A 17,472-nucleotide genomic window follows, 5' to 3' on the forward strand; every position below is an offset into this window, starting at 1 on the left:
GGTCAGCTCGGGTCCGCGTCGCGGGGGGACACCGCGCGGCGCAGGGCGCGCACGAGACGCGGGAAGACCCCCGTCGCGCGGAACTGCGGGTCGTCGCCGCGGAGCACCTCCGCGCGCCAGGCGCGCACCAGCAGCGGGATGCAGAGCACGACGCCGACGACGGCGCTCCAGGTGAGGAAGTCGACGACGAACGCCATTCACTGCCTCCGTGCGATCGCGCCGTATCGGCCGCCGGTCACCGCGATCAGGTCGTCGGGTGCGAGCTCGAGGTCGAGCCCGCGACGGCCTCCCGAGACGAGGATCGTCTCGTGCAGGATCGCCGACTCGTCGAGCACGGTCGGCAGCGCGACCTTCTGCCCGATCGGACTGATGCCCCCGACCACGTAGCCCGTCCGGCGCTCCGCGAGCGACGGGTCCGCCATCCCGGCCCGCTTGCCGCCCACCGCGGCGGCCAGCGCCTTGAGGTCGAGTTGGACGGCGACCGGGACGATGCCGACGACGAGCCCGCCGTCGACGTCCGCGAGGAGGGTCTTGTACACCCGCTCCGGGTCGATCCCGAGCTTCTCGGCGGCCTCGAGCCCGAAGGCCGCGGCCCGTGGGTCGTGCTCGTAGGCGAGCGCCCTGAACGCGATGCCGGCGCGGGCGAGCGCGACCGTCGCCGGGGTGCCGGTCGATCCGTCCGAGCGCTTCGCCATCAGCCCGGGCGCTCGCTCTCGGGCGCGGTGTCCGGCACGCCGTCGGCGGTGCCCGCCGACGCCGCGTCGACGAGCACGGGCGCGGGATCGCCGTGCGCCCGGAAGAGCCGCATCGACTGCGGCGGCATGCCGAGTCGACGACCCGGGGGATGCCGGGTGCCGAGCTCGCCGTCGGGCCGCTCGCGCGAGGAGTCCCAGAGCAGTTCGTACTCGTCGACCCCCGGATGCTCGGGCAGCAGCACCTCGGCATCGGACTCCGACGCGTGCACGACGAGGAGGATCCGGTTGAAGTCCTCGAACTCGGGGGTCGACGCGGCGAGGAACTGCAGCGTGCGCTGCGACGGGTCGTTCCAGTGGTCGATCGTCATGGTCTCGCCGTGCGCGTTGTACCAGTCCATCTGCGACGCGCTGGGCACGCGCTCGCCGAATCGTCCGTAGCGGACCGGGCGCAGCGCGGGGTTGTCCCGACGCATGCGCAGGAGGTGACGCGCGGTCGCCTCGATCGCGTCGTCGCGTCCGGCCGGGTCCCACGCGAGCCAGGTGAGCTCGGAGTCGTGGCAGTACGCGTTGTTGTTGCCGCGCTGGCTGCGGCCGTACTCGTCGCCGGCGGTGAGCATCGGCACGCCCGCCGAGAGCAGCAGGGTGCCGAGCAGGTTGCGGATGCTGCGCCGCCGAGCCGACGCGACGCCCGCGTCATCCGCGTGCCCCTCGACCCCGTGGTTGTACGAGTTGTTGTGGTCGGATCCGTCGCGATTGTGCTCGCCGTTGCCGAGGTTGTGCTTCGCGTCGTAGGCCGTCAGGTCGGCGAGCGTGAAGCCGTCGTGCGCGGTGATGAAGTTCAGGCTGGCGAGCGGGCCGCGCGCGTGCGCGAACGTGTTCGCCGAGCCCGCGAGCCGCGTCGCGAAGCGCCCGATGCCGCTGCCTGCCTCGCCATGGCGCTCGCGGCGCAGGTCGCCCAGCCAGAAGTCGCGCATGCGATCGCGGTACCGGTCGTTCCACTCGGTGAAGCCCGGCGCGAAGTTGCCGGTCTGCCAGCCGTACGGGCCGACGTCCCACGGTTCGGCGATCAGCTTGCCCGACCCGATCACCGGGTCGGCGAGCATCGCCTGCAGCAGCGGATGCCCGGGGGAGTAGGCGCCGAGCGCGTCGCGGCCGAGGGTCGCGGCCAGGTCGAGGCGGAAGCCGTCGACCTGCAACTCGTCGGCCCAGTAGCGCATGGAGTCGAGCACCAGCCGCATCGCGGCATCCGTGCCGAAGTCGAGCGTGTTGCCGCACCCGGTCGTGTCGACGTAGCGGCCGTGCGCGTCGTGCCGGTAGTAGGCCGCGTTGTCGATGCCCCGGAGGCTGTACGTCGGCCCCTGCCGGCCCTCCTCGGCGGTGTGGTTGTACACGACGTCGAGGACGACCTCGAGGCCCGCTTCGTGCATCCGCTTCACCATCCCGGCGAACTCGCGTCGCACCGCCGACGGCCCGCCCGCCTGGGCCCCCGGGCTCGCGTAGGGCGCGTGCGGCGCGAAGAACCCGAGCGTGTTGTAGCCCCAGTAGTTGACCTGCCCCTGCCGGACGAGGCGTTCCTCCGGCACGAAGGCCTGCACGGGCAGGAGCTCGACCGTCGTGACGCCGAGGCCGGTGAGGTACTCGAGCGAGGCGTCGTGGGCGAGCCCCGCGTAGGTGCCGCGAAGGTGCGCGGGGACCCGCTCGTTGAGGCGGCTGAACCCCTTGAGGTGCGTCTCGTAGACCACCGTGTGGTCGAGCGGCACGCGCGGCTTGCGGGCGCCGCCCCAGTCGAAGCCCTCCGACTCCAACGAACCGACCGCGACGCCGCGCCACGATCCGTCGTCGGCGCGCTGCAGCCCTCGCGCCCAGGGATCGAGGAGCGTGTGCACCGGATTGAACGCGTGCTCGATGCCGGCGGGACCGTCGACGCGCAGCCCGTAGCGGGCGCCGGGAGTGAGGGCCGCGGACGCGGCCTGCCACACGCCGTGCTCGTCGCGCTCGAGCGACACCCTGACGGCGGCCCAGTCCAGGTCCTCCGCGTCGAAGACCACGAGCTCGATCGAGGTCGCGTGGGCCGACCAGACGCGGATCACGCCACCCTCCGGACCGGTCCGCACGCCCAGGTCGCGGAGCGGGTCGGCCGGAGACATGCGAACTACAGTAGTTCGTGCGGAACCGGTTCCCGTCCAGGAGGTGCCCGATGCTCCGTCGCGAGCCCGTCTACCTCGATCATGCGGCGACGACGCCCATGCGGCCCGAGGCGATCGGCGCCGTCACGCGGGCGCTGCGCGTGGTCGGCAACCCCGCGTCGATCCACTCGGCGGGGCAGGAGGCGAAGCGCCTGCTCGAGGAGGCGCGCGAGCAGGTCGCTGCGACGGTCGGCGCCGACCCGATCGAGGTCGTGTTCACCGGCGGCGGCACCGAGGCGGTGAACCTCGGGGTGAAGGGGCTGTTCTGGCGGCGAGCCGCCGAGACCGGCGCGCGGCGGATCCTGGTGCCGGGCGGCGAGCACCACGCCACGATCGACGCACTCGACTGGCTCGCGGGCGTCGACGGTGCCGAGGTCGTGGAACTGCCGCTCGACGCGCTCGGCCGGCTGCAGGTCGACGCGCTCGCCGCGGAGCTCTCGCGCGACGCGGCATCCGTCGCACTCGTGACGATGCTGCAGGCCAACAACGAGGTCGGGACGATCGCGCCGGTCGCCGAGGTCGCGGAGCTCTGCGCGCGCGCGGGCGTCCCGCTGCACGTCGACGCGATCTCGTCGTACGGGCACGTGCCGATCGACCTGCACGGCATGCGGCGCGACACGCGGGCGCCGGCGGGGGCCGGGCTGGTCGCGATCAGCCTGTCGGCGCACAAGATCGGGGGACCGGTCGGCATCGGCGCGCTCGTGCTCGACCGCACGACCCGCATCGAGCCGTTGCTGCACGGGGGCGGGCAGCAGCGTCGCATCCGCTCGGGCACGCAGGACGTCGCCGCGGCGGCCGGGTTCGCGGCCGCGGCGCGCGCCGCATTCGAGGGGTTCGAGGGCGAGAACGAGCGGATGGCGCGACTGCGCGACCGGCTCGTGGCGGGCGTGGCGGCCTCCGTGCCCGCCGCGAGGCCGTCGGGCGACCCCTCGCCGGAGGGCCGGCTGCCCGGCAACGCGCACTTCTCGTTCCCCGGCTGCGAGGGCGACTCGCTGCTCTTCCTGCTGGATGCCGCCGGCGTCGCCGTCTCGACCGGGTCGGCGTGCCAGGCCGGCGTGCCCGAACCCTCGCACGTGCTCCTCGCGATGGGCCGATCCGAGGAGGAGGCGCGCGGTGCGCTGCGCATCACCCTCGGGTGGACGACGACGGAGGCCGACGTCGACGCGTTCCTCGGCGCGCTGCCCGCGGCGGTCGAGCGCGCGACCCGCGCGGGCATGGCGGGCCGGGCCACGAGCTTCGACCGCTGACCCCCGCCCGCGCCATCCGCTGCAGCCACCTTTCTCAGGAGTTATGCGGCGTGTCGCGTTCGCGACCGGCGTGTCGTCCTGAGAAGGGTGCGATCGCGCCGCACGGGTCCTGAGAAAGGGAGTCCAGCCGGGGTGCAGGCAGGGGTTCGTAGACTGGGACCCATGCGAGTCCTGGCAGCGATGAGCGGCGGCGTCGACAGCGCCGTCGCGGCGGCCCGCGCCGTCGAGGCCGGGCACGACGTGGTCGGCGTGCACCTGGCGCTCAGCCGCATGCCGGGCACGCTGCGCACCGGCAGCCGCGGCTGCTGCACGATCGAGGACTCGATGGACGCCCAGCGCGCCGCGAACGTGCTGGGCATCCCGTACTACGTGTGGGACTTCTCCGAGCGGTTCAAGGCCGACGTCGTCGACGACTTCATCGCCGAGTACGCCGCCGGCCGCACCCCGAATCCCTGCATGCGCTGCAACGAGCGCATCAAGTTCGCCGCGCTCCTCGAGAAGGCGCTCGCGCTCGGCTTCGACGCGGTGTGCACGGGCCACTACGCGACGATCGTGACGGATGGTGACGGCAACCGCGAACTGCACCGCGCGAGCGCCTGGGCGAAGGACCAGAGCTACGTGCTCGGCGTCCTCACGGCCGAGCAGCTCGCGCACGCCTACTTCCCGCTGGGCGAGACGCCGTCGAAGCAGCTCGTGCGCGAGGAGGCGGCGCGCCGCGGTCTGAGCGTCGCGCAGAAGCCCGACTCGCACGACATCTGCTTCATCCCCGACGGCGACACCCGCGGCTGGCTCGCCGACAAGGTGGGCACCGCCACCGGCGACATCGTCGACCGGTCGGGCGAGGTCGTCGGCACGCACGAGGGCGCCCACGCCTACACGGTCGGACAGCGCCGCGGCCTGCGGATCGGCACGCCCGCGCCCGACGGCCGGCCGCGCTTCGTGCTCGAGGTGCGCCCGAAGGAGAACACGGTCGTGGTCGGTCCGAAGGAGGCGCTCGCGGTCGCCGAGATCGCCGGCGCGCGCTTCACCTGGGCCGGGCAGCCCCCGGTCGACCCGTCCGACGCCTTCGAATGCGAGGTGCAGATCCGGGCGCATGCCGATCCCGTTCCCGCGGTCGCTCGGGTGGCGACGGATGCCGCCGGAGCGCCGGAGCTCGTGATCACCCCGGACGAGCCGCTCGGCGGCGTCGCGCCGGGCCAGACGGCCGTCGTGTACGTGGGCACCCGCGTGCTGGGCCAGTGCACGATCGACCGCACGGTGAGCGCCGTCCCGGCCGGCGCGTGACCGTCGGAGGGGGAGCCCGTCGAGTCGGGCAGAGCCGTGAATATCCCCCGAACGGGTGACAGAATCCTCGATTTCGGGTTCCCGATCGCGTAGATTCTCGTGCGTTCGCGTCGCGGCGCCCCCGGCCCGGCACATGACGAGGAGTTCTGTCGTGTCCTACCCCCTGTACCCCGCGGATCCGACCCGGGATCCCGCCGAGCCCTTCCGCCGGCTCGACACCGCGCCCACGACGGTCGCCGTGGCGACGTCCGAGCCGGACCCCGACCCCTGGGACGCCGTCCCCGAGTCCGCGCCGGTGACCGCACAGACCCTCGCCGAGCGGCAGCGCGTCGCGTTCGGCGGGCCGAAGGTGGGTTCCGCGTTCTTCGGCGTGCTCATCGCCGCGGCCACGGCGGGACTGCTCACCGCGGTCCTGGTCGTCGTCGACGCGTTGCTGGGCCTCGGCGTGATCCCGGACCCGTGGGGCTCGTCCGGCGTCGGACCCGTCGACGGCGGAACCCTCGGGTGGCTCGTCGTCGGCGTCCTCGCCGCGATCGTCCTCGCCGCGTTCTACTGCGGTGGCTACGTCGCCGGCCGGATGGCGCGATTCAGCGGAGTCGCGCAGGGCGTCGTCGTCTGGCTCTGGGCCGTCGTGATCACGGTCATCGTCGGCGTCCTCGGGGCGCTCCTCGACGCTCGGGGCGCGGCGGCGGCGATCGTGGGCCAGGCCCTGCGTCGTGTGCCGATCGATCCGGACGCGTTCGCCCTCGCGGGCATCCTCGCCGCGGTCGTCCTGCTGCTCGCGAGCCTGGGCGGCGCCGTCCTCGGCGGCGTCGTCGGGGTGCGCTACCACCGCCGCGTCGACCGGGCGGGGCTCGACGACTGATCCCTGAGCGTCGGCCGAGCGTTCGCTGCGTGCTCGATCCGGACGGAAGCGTCACCTGTCAAGGCCCGTGACGGCCGTCCCGGACCGCCGTAACGTCGTGCCTGCGCCGGTGGCGCCCAGCCGCGCGGCGACGACGACGAGAGGGGACCCACCATGAGCACCTCATCCGAACGCCCCGGAGGCGATCCGTACACGGCCCCGGCCGAACCGCGTCACGTCGACCGCGATGGCGACGGCATCCGCGACGACCGCGAGGTCGCGGCGCACGACGCCCGTGCGGTGGATCGTGACGGCGACGGCATCCGCGACGACCGCGAGGTCGCGGCGCACGACGCCCGTGCGGTGGATCGCGACGGCGACGGCATCCGCGACGACCGCGAGCGCCGCGTCGTGCACGACGACCGTCCGGTCGCCGACCCGGCCGTGCGTGCGGCGGTCGTGGACCGCGAGCGCGAGCGCTTCGGCGGCATGAAGTTCGGCACGGCGTTCTTCGGCTGGCTCACGGCCGTCGGCGTGGCGGTGCTGCTGACCGCCCTGCTGGCCGCCACGGGCGCCGCGCTCGGGCTCGGCACGCTCGGCGCGCAGGTCGACGAGGCCGTCGCCGAGGAGGCGACCACGATCGGCGTGGTGGGCATCATCGCGCTCGTGGTGATCCTGTTCGTGGCCTACTTCGCCGGCGGCTACGTCGCGGGCCGGATGGCTCGCTTCAACGGCATGAAGCAGGGGATCGCCGTCTGGCTGTGGGCCGTGGTCATCGCCCTGGTCGGCGCGGTGATCGCCGCGATCGCGGGCAGCCAGTACGACGTGCTCGCGAACCTCAACACCTTCCCGCGGATCCCGGTGACGGAGGGCGACCTGACCGTCGCCGGCATCATCGCGCTCGTCGCCGTGATCGCGGCGAGCCTCGGCGGAGCGATCCTCGGCGGCAGGACCGGCACGCGGTATCACCGGAAGGTGGACGCCGCCGGCTTCGGCGTCTAGCGCGGGGGCGCAGCGCCGGAGGGGGTGCGCGGTGGGGGCCGCGCACCCCGCCGGGACACGGCGGCGTCGGCGGTGCTCGTTAGGCTGGCCGGGTGGCATCCGTCGACGAGACCGCACCCGCGGCACCCACCCGCGAGGAGGCGACCGCCGAGGTCGCCGCCCTCACCGTCCGCATCAACGAGGCGCGCGACGCGTACTACGAGCGCGACACGGTCATCATCAGCGATGCCGAGTACGACGAGTCGATGCGGCGCCTCGAGCAGCTCGAGCGGCTGTTCCCCGAGCTGCAGAGCCAGGACAGCCCGACGCTGACCGTGGGCGGCCGGGGCGAGACCACGCTCTTCGCGCCGGTCGAGCACGCCGAGCGCATGCTGAGCCTCGACAACGTGTTCTCGCCCGACGAACTCGGCGACTGGGCCGCGCGCGCGCAGGCCTCGGCGGGGCGGCCGGTGCACTGGCTCTGCGAGCTCAAGATCGACGGGCTCGCGCTCAGTCTCCGGTACCGTCGCGGGCGGCTCGTCTCGGCGGCCACGCGCGGCGACGGGCGCGTCGGCGAAGACGTCACCGAGAACGTCCGGTTCATCCCGGGGATCCCGCTGCAGCTCGACGGGAGCGGCCATCCCGAACTCGTCGAGGTCCGCGGCGAGGTGTTCTTCCCCACCGAGGCGTTCGCCGAGCTGAACGCCCGCCAGACCGCGTCGGGCGAGCGCGAGTTCGCCAACCCCCGCAATGCCGCGAGCGGGTCGCTGAGGCAGAAGTCCGAGGGCAAGAACGCCGCGCAGCTCGAGCTCATGCGGGCGCGCCTGGCCGGGCTGAAGATGCTCGTGCACGGCATCGGCGCATGGCCCGACCCGCCGGTCGCGTCCCAGTCGGAGGTCTACGCGCTGCTCGCGCAATGGGGCCTTCCCACCTCGCCCCGCTACCGGGTCGTCGAGACGATCGACGGCGTCCAGGAGTTCGTCGCCTACTACGGTGAGCACCGCCATGCGGTCGAGCACGAGATCGACGGCGTGGTCGTCAAGGTCGACGAGCTGGCCCTGCACGCCGAGCTGGGCGCAACCAGCCGGGCGCCGCGCTGGGCGATCGCGTACAAGTACCCGCCGGAGCAGGTGAACACGAAGCTGCTCGACATCGTCGTGAGCGTCGGCCGGACCGGCCGGGCGACGCCGTACGCCGTCATGGAGCCGGTGCGGGTCGCGGGATCGGTCGTCCGGCAGGCCACCCTCCACAACCAGGAGGTCGTGAAGTCGAAGGGCGTGCTCATCGGCGACACGGTGGTGCTGCGCAAGGCGGGCGACGTGATCCCCGAGGTGCTCGGCCCCGTGGTCGAACTGCGCGACGGCAGCGAACGCGAGTTCGTGATGCCCGCGGCCTGCCCCGAATGCGGCACCGCGCTGCGTCCGATGAAGGAGGGCGACATCGACCTCCGCTGCCCGAACGCGCGAGCCTGCCCGGCGCAGGTGCGCGGCCGGGTCGAGCACATCGGGTCGAGGGGCGCTCTCGACATCGAGGCGCTGGGCGAGGTCTCGGCAGCCGCCCTCACGCAGCCGCGGGTGCCGGCGGAGCCACCGCTTCCGACCGAGGCTGGGCTGTTCGACCTCACCGTCGACGACCTCACCCCGATCGAGGTGGTCGTGCGCGATGCCGAGACGGGGCTCGAGAAGCTCGACGCCGACGGCTCCGCACGAGTCCGCGCCCCGTTCCGACGCAACCCGACGAGTGCGGAACGCAAGGCCGGGCTCGAGGGACCGCAGCCGTCCGCGTCGGCGATCAAGCTCATCGACGAGATCCGCAAGGCCAGGACGAAGCCGCTGTGGCGCATCCTCGTGTCGTTGAACATCCGGCACGTCGGTCCCGTCGCCGCCCGCGCGCTCGCCGACCACTTCGGCTCCCTCGACGCGATCCGCGCCGCCGGCCGCGACGAGCTCGCCGAGGTGGAGGGCGTCGGCACGATCATCGCGGACTCGCTCATGGAGTGGTTCGAGGTCGACTGGCACCGCGAGATCGTCGATCGCTGGACGGCGGCGGGCGTGCAGTTCGCGACGCCGGGTCACCCCGGCCCCGGGCGCGCGGCCGAGGGCGGCGGCGTGCTGTCGGGGCTGACGGTGGTCGCCACCGGCTCGCTCGACGGATTCACTCGCGAGGGAGCCCAGGAGGCTATCATCGCCGCAGGAGGCAAGGCGGCGTCCAGCGTCTCGAAGAAGACCGACTTCGTCGCGGCGGGGCCGGGGGCCGGTTCGAAGCTCGCCAAGGCGGAGGAACTGGGCATCCGGATCATCGACGCGGCGCAGTTCGCGATCCTCGTGACCGAGGGACCGGGCGCGCTCGACCAGTAGGGGGCGGTGATGGGATCCGGCGACGACGACGAGCGCGACCACGCCGAGACCGGCACCACGCGCCGTGAGTTCCTGAAGCTCGGCGGCGTCGCTGGTGCCACCGCCGTGGTCGCGGGCGGCGCCGCGGGAACGGTGGGCGCCACGGCGGGGCACTCCGCGGGGGTGGCCGAGGGAGCGGCGGGGATCGCGGCGCTGCCGCCGCCGCCGCCGGCACGCAGCAAGCCCGGATTCGACCACCTCGTGGTGGTCATGGGCGAGAACCGGTCGTTCGACAACCTCCTCGGATGGCTCTACGACGACGACACGCTGCCGCAGGGGGCGTCGTTCGACGGTCTCGCGTTCGGCCGGTACTCGAACACCGGTCCCGACGGCGAGGTCGTCGCCGCCCACGTGTACTCCGGGCCGACGGACGAGATCATGAGCCGCCCGCATCCGGATCCGGGCGAGGAGTACCCCCACGTCAACACGCAGCTGTTCGGCACCACGCTGCCGCCCTCCAACGCGACCGCCGCCATCGACGACATGACCGCGCCCTACAACGCCCCCGACGCCGGGACCGCGCCGTCGATGAGCGGCTTCGTGACCGACTACGCGCACCACGTCGAGCACGACGTGCACGAGGCCGGGCACCGCGACCTGACGCAGATCATGGGGGCGTTCTCGCCCGAGATGCTCCCGGTGCTCTCGACCCTGGCGCGGGGCTTCGCCGTCTACGACGCGTGGAACTGCGCGGTGCCCTCGCAGACGTTCTGCAATCGCTCCTTCTTCCACGCGTCCACGTCGCACGGGTTCGTCACGAACCACGCCGGCAAGTCGGGCTACCGGAAGTGGCTCGACGCCAAGGCGGCGCCGACGATCTTCAACCGCCTGGAGGACGCCGGGATCGACTGGCGGATCTACTTCGACGACCTGCAGCTCATCTCGATGACCGGGTTCATCCACGCACCCGCGCTCGAACCGTACTGGCGCACCGCGCACTTCGCGCCGATGTCCCGGTTCTGGAGCGACGTCGAGGGCGGCACGCTCCCTCCCTACGCGTTCGTCGAGCCCCGGATGATCTACGACCACAACGACTTCCACCCGCCGGTCGGGCCGCTGCGCGAGTCCGAGGTCGAGGGGCGCGAGGTCACCGATAGCGCGGTCTCCGACGTGCGCGCCGGCGAGCTGCTCGTCCACCGCATCTACTCCGCCATCCGATCGAGCGACACCGAGGGCGGGTCGAACGCCATGAACACGATGCTGCTCATCACCTTCGACGAGCACGGCGGCACCTACGATCACGCGCCGCCGCCGGCGGCGACCCCGCCGCACGCCGACGCGAAGCCCGGCGAGATGGGCTTCGCCTTCGATCGGCTGGGATGCCGCGTCCCGGCGATCGCGGTCTCGGCGTACACGGCCGCAGGCGGCATCATCCACGACGCGATGCACCACGGTTCGGTGATCGCGACGCTGTGCGCCCGGCACGGGCTCGAGCCGCTCACCGATCGCGATGACGGCGCGCCCGACCTGTCCAACGCGCTGACCCTCGACACCCCGCGGCATCCGCTCACCTGGCCGGAGACGACCCCGCAGTACACGCCGCCGAACCCCGAGTCCGAGCCGCACCCGGGCGACGCGCATCGCACCGCGCCGCTCAGCCCGCCCGCCCGGGGGCTGCTCGGCATGCTGCTCGCCAAGTACGGCGACGGCAGCGAACCCGATCCGCAGACCTACGGCGAGGCGTACGAGCTGCTCCAGAAGTACGGCACCGGCCTCTTCGGCGCGCCTCGATAGAATCGCTGCGACCCCTTCCCCACACGACGGAGCAGCATGTCCGAAATCAGCGCCGAGCAGGTCGCGCATCTCGCGAACCTCGCACGCATCGCGCTCACCGACGAAGAGATCGAGCACCTCACCGCCGAGCTCGGCCAGATCATGCAGGCGGTCGAGAAGGTGAGCGAGGTCGCCACGTCCGACGTGCCGTCGACGAGCCACCCGATCCCGCTGCACAACCCGCTGCGCGTCGACGAGGTGGGCGACGTGCTCACCGTCGACGACGCGCTCGCCGGCGCGCCCGAGCACGACGGCGCCCGGTTCGTCGTCTCCGCGATCCTGGGGGAGGAGCAGTGAGCGACCTGATCCGACTGTCCGCGGCCGAGCTCGGAGCCCGCCTCGCCGCGGGCGAGGTCACCTCGGTCGAGGCGACCCGAGCGCACCTCGATCGCATCGCCGCCGTCGACGGCGCGGTTCACGCCTTCCTCCACGTCGACGGCGAGCGCGCCCTCGACACGGCGGCCGAGATCGACCGACGCCGCCATGCCGGGGACGACCTCGGTCCGCTCGCCGGCGTGCCGATCGCGATCAAGGACGTCCTGGTCACCGAGGGCATGCCGACCACGTCGGGATCCCGCATCCTCGAGGGCTGGATCCCGCCGTACGACGCCACGCCGGTCCGCAAGGTCCGCGAGGCCGGCATGGTCCCGCTCGGGAAGACCAACATGGACGAGTTCGCGATGGGCTCGTCCACCGAGCACTCCGCGTACGGCCCGACCCACAACCCGTGGGACCTCGAGCGCATCCCCGGCGGGTCGGGCGGCGGCTCCGCGGCATCGGTCGCCGCGTTCGAGGCCCCCATCGCGCTCGGCAGCGACACCGGCGGGTCGATCCGCCAGCCCGCGCACGTCACCGGCACCGTGGGCGTGAAGCCCACCTATGGCGGGGTCAGCCGGTACGGCTCGATCGCCCTCGCCTCGTCGCTCGACCAGGTCGGCCCGGTGAGCCGCACGGTCCTCGACGCGGCACTGCTCCACGACGCGATCGCCGGGCACGACCCGCACGACCAGACGTCGATCCCCGACCCGTGGCCGTCGATGGCCGAGGCGGTCCGCCGTGCGGATGTCTCGGGCCTGCGCATCGGCGTCGTGAAGGAGCTCGACTCCGACGGCTTCCAGGCCGGCGTCCGGCAGCGCTTCCACGAGGCCCTCGAGCTGCTCGCGGCCAACGGCGCCGAGATCGTCGAGGTGAGCGCCCCGCACTTCGAGTACTCGATCGCGGCGTACTACCTGATCCTGCCCGCCGAGGCGTCGTCCAACCTCGCGAAGTTCGACTCCGTGCGCTTCGGCCTCCGAGTGGTGCCCGAGGGCGGCGGCACGGTCGAGCAGGTCATGGCCGCGACGCGCGAGGCCGGGTTCGGCCCCGAGGTCAAGCGCCGCATCATCCTCGGCACCTACGCGCTGTCGGCCGGCTACTACGACGCCTACTACGGCAGTGCGCAGAAGGTCCGGACGCTCGTGCAGCGCGACTTCGACGCCGCGTTCGCGAAGGTCGACGTGCTGGCCACGCCCACCGCGCCCACCACGGCGTTCAAGCTGGGGGAGAAGCTCGACGATCCGCTGGCGATGTACCTCAACGACGTCGCGACGATCCCGGCGAACCTCGCCGGCGTGCCGGGCATCTCGGTGCCGTCGGGTCTCGCGCCCGAGGACGGCCTGCCCGTCGGCATCCAGTTCCTCGCGCCGGCGCGCGAGGACGCCCGCCTCTACAACGTCGGCGGCGCGCTCGAGTCGATGCTGCTCGACCAGTGGGGCGGCCCGCTGCTCGACCGGGCGCCGGACCTGTCCACCCACGAACTCATGGCGACCGAGGAGGGCGTGGTCTGATGGCGCGCGCAGCACTGATGGACTTCGACGAGGCGCTGGAGCGCTTCGACCCGGTCATCGGGCTCGAGGTGCACGTCGAGCTCAACACCCGTACGAAGATGTTCTCGTCGGCGCCGAACCCGGCCAACGACGAGTTCCACGGCGCCGAGCCGAACACGCTCGTCGCCCCCGTCGACATGGGCCTGCCGGGATCGCTCCCGGCCGTCAACGGCACCGCCGTGCGGTACTCGATCTCGCTCGGCCTCGCACTCGGCTGCTCGATCGCGCCGTCGAGCCGGTTCGCGCGGAAGAACTACTTCTACCCCGACCTCGGCAAGAACTACCAGATCTCGCAGTACGACGAGCCGATCGCCTTCGAGGGGTCGATCGAGGTCGAGCTCGAGAGCGGGCGCACGTTCGAGGTCGCGATCGAGCGCGCGCACATGGAGGAGGACGCCGGCAAGCTCACCCACGTCGGCGGCACCACCGGCCGCATCCAGGGCGCGGAGTACTCGCTCGTCGACTACAACCGCGCGGGCGTCCCGCTCGTCGAGATCGTGACCAAGCCGATCGTGGGGGCGGGGGCGGATGCTCCGGCGCTCGCCCGCGCGTACGTCGCGACGATCCGCGACATCGTGCTCTCGCTCGGCATCTCCGAGGCGCGCATGGAGCGCGGCAACCTCCGCTGCGATGCGAACGTCTCGCTCCGCCCGAAGGGCCAGGAGAAGTTCGGCACGCGCACCGAGACGAAGAACGTCAACTCGATGCGCTCGGTCGAGCGCGCGGTCCGCTACGAGATCCAGCGCCAGGCGGCGATCCTCGCCGACGGCGGAGCGATCACCCAGGAGACGCGCCACTGGCACGAGGACACCGGGACCACGAGCCCGGGCCGCCCGAAGTCCGACGCCGACGACTACCGGTACTTCCCGGAGCCCGACCTGCTGCCGGTCGAGCCCGACCCGGCCGTCATCGAGGAGCTGCGCGCCGCGCTGCCCGAGCCTCCGGCGGCTCGCCGTCGTCGGCTGAAGGCCGAGTGGGGCTTCACCGACATCGACTTCCAGGGCGTCGTGAACAGCGGTCTCGTGAACGAGGTCGCGGCGACCATCGCGGCGGGGGCGACCCCCACGGCGGCCCGCAAGTGGTGGACGGGCGAGCTCACCCGCATCGCGAACGCGCAGGGCACGGATGCCGCGGCCCTCGCCGAGCCGGCCGACGTCGCCGAGCTCGCGGCGCTGGTCGACGAGGGCACCCTCACCGACCGCCTCGCCCGCCAGGTGCTCGAGGGCGTCATCGCCGGTGAAGGCTCGCCGCGCGAGATCGTCGACGCCCGCGGACTCGCGGTCGTCTCCGACGACGGCGCGCTCATCTCCGCGATCGACCAGGCGCTCGCCGCCCAGCCCGACGTGCTCGCGAAGATCCGCGACGGCAAGGTCCAGGCCGCGGGCGCGGTCATCGGCGCGGTCATGAAGGCCATGCAGGGCAAGGCCGACGCCGCGCGCGTGCGCGAGCTCGTGCTCGAGCGGGCGGCCGCCGGCAGCTAGGGCCGACCCCGACGACGGATGCCGCGGCGCGCGTGGTCGCGCCGCGGCATCCGTCGTCTCACAGCCCGCTCATGGCGCCCGTCGGTAGCCTGAGCCACCCCGAACCACTTGCGAGGACACCATGGGATTCCTGGACCGACTCTTCGGCGCCGCCGACCGCACCGCACGACCCGCCCCGCCCGTGCCGCAGGCGCGTCATCTCGGCGAGGACGAGCTCGCGATCGAGCGCTACCGGTACCTGCTGCGCACGGCGCCGCCCGAGTCGATCGAGGCGGTGCACGCCGAGGCGTTCGCGAAGCTCACGCCCGAGCAGCGGCAGCAGGTGTTCCGCTCGCTCGCCGAGCAGGCGCCGGAGGGGGAGCGGATCGTCTCAGACGACCCGAGCGAGCTCGCGCGTGCGGCGACGCGGCAGGAGCTGCGCCGGCCGGGGTCGATGGAACGCGCGTTCGCCGGTGCCCAGGGCGGTCCGGCGAGCGCATCGGGCGCCGGCGTCCGCGGGGCGGGCCCGTCGTTCGGTTCGATGGTCGGCGGCTCGATGCTCGGCACGATCGCCGGCGTCGTGATCGGCTCCGCGATCGCGCAGGCGTTCCTGCCCGATCCGTCGGCGTTCGACGCGTCCGGCGCGACGGAAGGCGGCACCGATGCCGGAGCCGACGCGGGGGCTGACCCGGGCGTGGATGCCGGCGCAGGCGATGCGGGCGGCGACTGGGGCGGTTTCGGCGGAGGCGATTTCGGCGGCGGCGATTTCGGCGACTTCGGGTTCTGACCCGGGTGTCGGCGGCGGGCGCTAGGGTCGCGGCGTGAGCAAGCAGGACGGTTCGTCCAGGCAGGTGACGACCGGGCCGGTCGACGACTCGGCGACCCCCATCCTGCACGTCGACATGGATGCGTTCTTCGTGTCCGTCGAGTTGCTGAGCCGGCCCGAGCTCCGCGGCAAGCCGGTGCTCGTCGGCGGCACCGCCGGTCGCGGCGTCGTCGCGGCCGCGAGCTACGAGGCCCGGCGCTTCGGCGTGAACTCGGCGATGCCGATGTCGGTCGCGCTGCAGCGGTGCCCGAACGCGATCGTCCTCCGCGGCGACTACCGTCGCTATTCCGAGTACTCGGAGCGGGTGATGACGATCTTCCGCGAGCTCACCCCCCTCGTCGAGCCGCTGTCGATCGACGAGGCGTTCCTCGACGTGTCGGGGGCGCGGCGCCTGCACGGCAGCCCTGCCGAGATCGCCTGGACGATCCGCCGACGCGTGCGCGACGAGACCGGGCTCACCTGCTCGGTCGGCGTCGCCGCGAGCAAATACGTCGCGAAGGTCGCCTCATCGCGGGCCAAGCCCGACGGCATGCTCGTCGTGCCCGCCTCCGAGACGACCGCGTTCCTGCACCCGCTGCCCGTCTCGGCGCTGTGGGGCGTCGGCCGCGTGACCGAGGAGTCGCTCCTGAAGCTCGGCCTCCGTACCGTCGGCGACGTGGCCGAGATGCCGGAGGAGGCGCTCTCCCGGGCGGTCGGTCCGTCGCTCGCGGCCCGCCTGACCCGACTCGCGAACGGCATCGACGCGCGCGACGTCGAGACGCGACGCGTCGAGAAGAGCATCGGGCACGAGACGACGTTCCACCACGACCTCGTCGCGCATGACGAGATCGCGCGCGAACTGCTGCGCCTGGCGACCGACGTCGGAGTCCGTCTGCGTCGCGCGGGCATGCTCGCCCGAACGGTCACGCTGAAGCTCAGGTACGGCGACTTCACGACGGTCACGAGGTCGCGCACGCTCTCGGAGCCGACCGACGTCGCGCGGCGGATCTACGAGGAGGCCCTCGTGCCGCTGGGCGGCCTCGTCGGCGACGGGCGGCGCGTCCGGCTCATCGGCGTGCGCGCCGAGCACCTGCGTCCCGCCGGAGACGGTGCGCCGCTGTGGGATCCCGACGAGGAATGGCGCGACGCCGAGCGCACGATCGACGAGGTGATTCGCCGCTTCGGCCGCGGGGCGGTGCGGCCGGCGACGCTGGTCCGGCCCGGGCCGAAGACGGCGGGCCCGCGCGACGACTCCGTCGACCGGAGAGACCGACCGGACGACCCGCGTCCGCCGGGCGCCCGATCCCTGCCGTGAGCGACGTCGCCACGCCGTCCGTCAAGGCCTACCGAGGCCGCGCGGGCGCAGGTAGCGTGGCCGCATGGCTGATTTCGTGCTCGAACTCGCAGACAAGGTCGCCGGCGTCGGCGTCCGCACCTCCTACGCCGACAAGGTCCAGATCGGCGGTGCCGAGGTCGTGCCGGTGGCGCTCGGCGCGTACGGGTTCGGCGGAGGTGCCGGCACCGACGACGAGCAGAACGAGGGCTCGGGCGGCGGAGGCGGCGGCTGGTCGGTGCCGCTCGGCGCCTACGTGAGCCGCGGCGGCGACGTCCGCTTCGAGCCGAACGTGCTCGGGTTGCTTATCGTCGCGATCCCGCTCGTCGCCGTGACGGGCAAGGCGCTGAGGCTGGTGATCCGGGCGCTCAAGAAGTAGCCGGTCCGCTCCGCCGCTCCGATCCGCTCCCCGGGAGCGGCGTATACTCGTGCTCGAACACGGGAGTCCGGTGAGCCGGGCTGAGAGGAAGGTTCTCAACCTTCGACCGTCGAACCTGATCTGGGTCATGCCAGCGCAGGGAGGGCAGAGATTCTCATCTCCCGTGCCGCTTTCCACGAGACGAAAGGGCACGACAGTGCACGAGACATCCATCGGAACCGAGT

The 17,472-nt window shown here is 72.9% G+C and carries 15 protein-coding genes and 1 riboswitch; of the genes, 12 read left to right on the forward strand and 3 right to left on the reverse strand.

Annotated elements, in window-relative coordinates:
• Positions 1–2 precede the first annotated feature (2 nt).
• Genes ACUY4T_RS01450 through glgX form a run of 3 tightly spaced genes read right to left on the reverse strand, consistent with a single transcriptional unit; the run spans position 3 to position 2,842 of the window.
• Entirely contained in the window at positions 3–197 is a 195-nt protein-coding gene (locus ACUY4T_RS01450) for a hypothetical protein (RefSeq protein ID WP_446017115.1), read from the reverse strand.
• Complete coding sequence (gene ybaK, locus ACUY4T_RS01455) at positions 198–695, reverse strand: Cys-tRNA(Pro) deacylase (protein WP_446017116.1); 498 nt, start codon at positions 693–695, stop codon at positions 198–200.
• Positions 695–2,842, reverse strand: coding sequence for a glycogen debranching protein GlgX (gene glgX, locus ACUY4T_RS01460; protein WP_446017117.1), 2,148 nt, complete (start codon positions 2,840–2,842; stop codon positions 695–697). The genes ybaK and glgX overlap by 1 nt, the downstream gene beginning before the upstream one ends.
• Positions 2,843–2,892: 50 nt before the next feature.
• Between glgX and ACUY4T_RS01465 the strand changes: the two genes are divergently transcribed.
• The 12 genes from ACUY4T_RS01465 to ACUY4T_RS01520 all read left to right on the forward strand — a co-directional run bounded on the left by ACUY4T_RS01465 (position 2,893) and on the right by ACUY4T_RS01520 (position 17,248).
• On the forward strand, positions 2,893–4,128 hold the full coding sequence (locus ACUY4T_RS01465) for a cysteine desulfurase family protein (protein WP_446017118.1): 1,236 nt from the start codon (positions 2,893–2,895) through the stop codon (positions 4,126–4,128).
• Positions 4,129–4,290: 162 nt separating this feature from the next.
• Positions 4,291–5,412 carry a tRNA 2-thiouridine(34) synthase MnmA gene (gene mnmA, locus ACUY4T_RS01470; RefSeq protein ID WP_446017119.1) on the forward strand — a complete coding sequence of 374 codons (1,122 nt, stop codon included), beginning with the start codon at positions 4,291–4,293 and terminating at the stop codon, positions 5,410–5,412.
• Positions 5,413–5,563: 151 nt separating this feature from the next.
• A complete protein-coding gene (locus ACUY4T_RS01475; protein ID WP_446017120.1) occupies positions 5,564–6,277 on the forward strand; it encodes a hypothetical protein in 714 nt (237 codons plus the stop codon).
• Between the two features lie 153 nt (positions 6,278–6,430).
• Positions 6,431–7,258, forward strand: a complete 828-nt coding sequence (locus ACUY4T_RS01480) for a hypothetical protein (protein ID WP_446017121.1) — start codon at positions 6,431–6,433, stop codon at positions 7,256–7,258.
• A 92-nt stretch (positions 7,259–7,350) separates the two neighbouring features.
• Entirely contained in the window at positions 7,351–9,594 is a 2,244-nt protein-coding gene (gene ligA / locus ACUY4T_RS01485; RefSeq protein WP_446017122.1) for an NAD-dependent DNA ligase LigA, read from the forward strand.
• 9 nt (positions 9,595–9,603) lie between these two features.
• The gene (locus ACUY4T_RS01490) at positions 9,604–11,367 is read left to right on the forward strand and encodes an alkaline phosphatase family protein (RefSeq protein WP_446017123.1); all 1,764 of its coding nucleotides are present in this window, start codon (positions 9,604–9,606) and stop codon (positions 11,365–11,367) included.
• A 36-nt stretch (positions 11,368–11,403) separates the two neighbouring features.
• Complete coding sequence (gatC, locus tag ACUY4T_RS01495; RefSeq protein WP_446017124.1) at positions 11,404–11,703, forward strand: Asp-tRNA(Asn)/Glu-tRNA(Gln) amidotransferase subunit GatC; 300 nt, start codon at positions 11,404–11,406, stop codon at positions 11,701–11,703.
• A complete protein-coding gene (gene gatA / locus ACUY4T_RS01500) occupies positions 11,700–13,232 on the forward strand; it encodes an Asp-tRNA(Asn)/Glu-tRNA(Gln) amidotransferase subunit GatA (RefSeq protein ID WP_446017125.1) in 1,533 nt (510 codons plus the stop codon). The genes gatC and gatA overlap by 4 nt, the downstream gene beginning before the upstream one ends.
• Complete coding sequence (gene gatB / locus ACUY4T_RS01505) at positions 13,232–14,752, forward strand: Asp-tRNA(Asn)/Glu-tRNA(Gln) amidotransferase subunit GatB (protein ID WP_446017126.1); 1,521 nt, start codon at positions 13,232–13,234, stop codon at positions 14,750–14,752. The genes gatA and gatB overlap by 1 nt, the downstream gene beginning before the upstream one ends.
• Before the next feature lie 121 nt (positions 14,753–14,873).
• Complete coding sequence (locus ACUY4T_RS01510) at positions 14,874–15,518, forward strand: hypothetical protein (RefSeq protein WP_446017127.1); 645 nt, start codon at positions 14,874–14,876, stop codon at positions 15,516–15,518.
• 34 nt (positions 15,519–15,552) lie between these two features.
• A complete protein-coding gene (locus ACUY4T_RS01515) occupies positions 15,553–16,851 on the forward strand; it encodes a DNA polymerase IV (RefSeq protein ID WP_446017128.1) in 1,299 nt (432 codons plus the stop codon).
• Between the two features lie 64 nt (positions 16,852–16,915).
• A complete protein-coding gene (locus tag ACUY4T_RS01520) occupies positions 16,916–17,248 on the forward strand; it encodes a hypothetical protein (RefSeq protein WP_446017129.1) in 333 nt (110 codons plus the stop codon).
• Positions 17,249–17,297: 49 nt separating this feature from the next.
• Positions 17,298–17,407: riboswitch (TPP riboswitch) on the forward strand.
• Positions 17,408–17,472 lie beyond the last annotated feature (65 nt).

The organism is Agromyces arachidis (assembly GCF_052805135.1).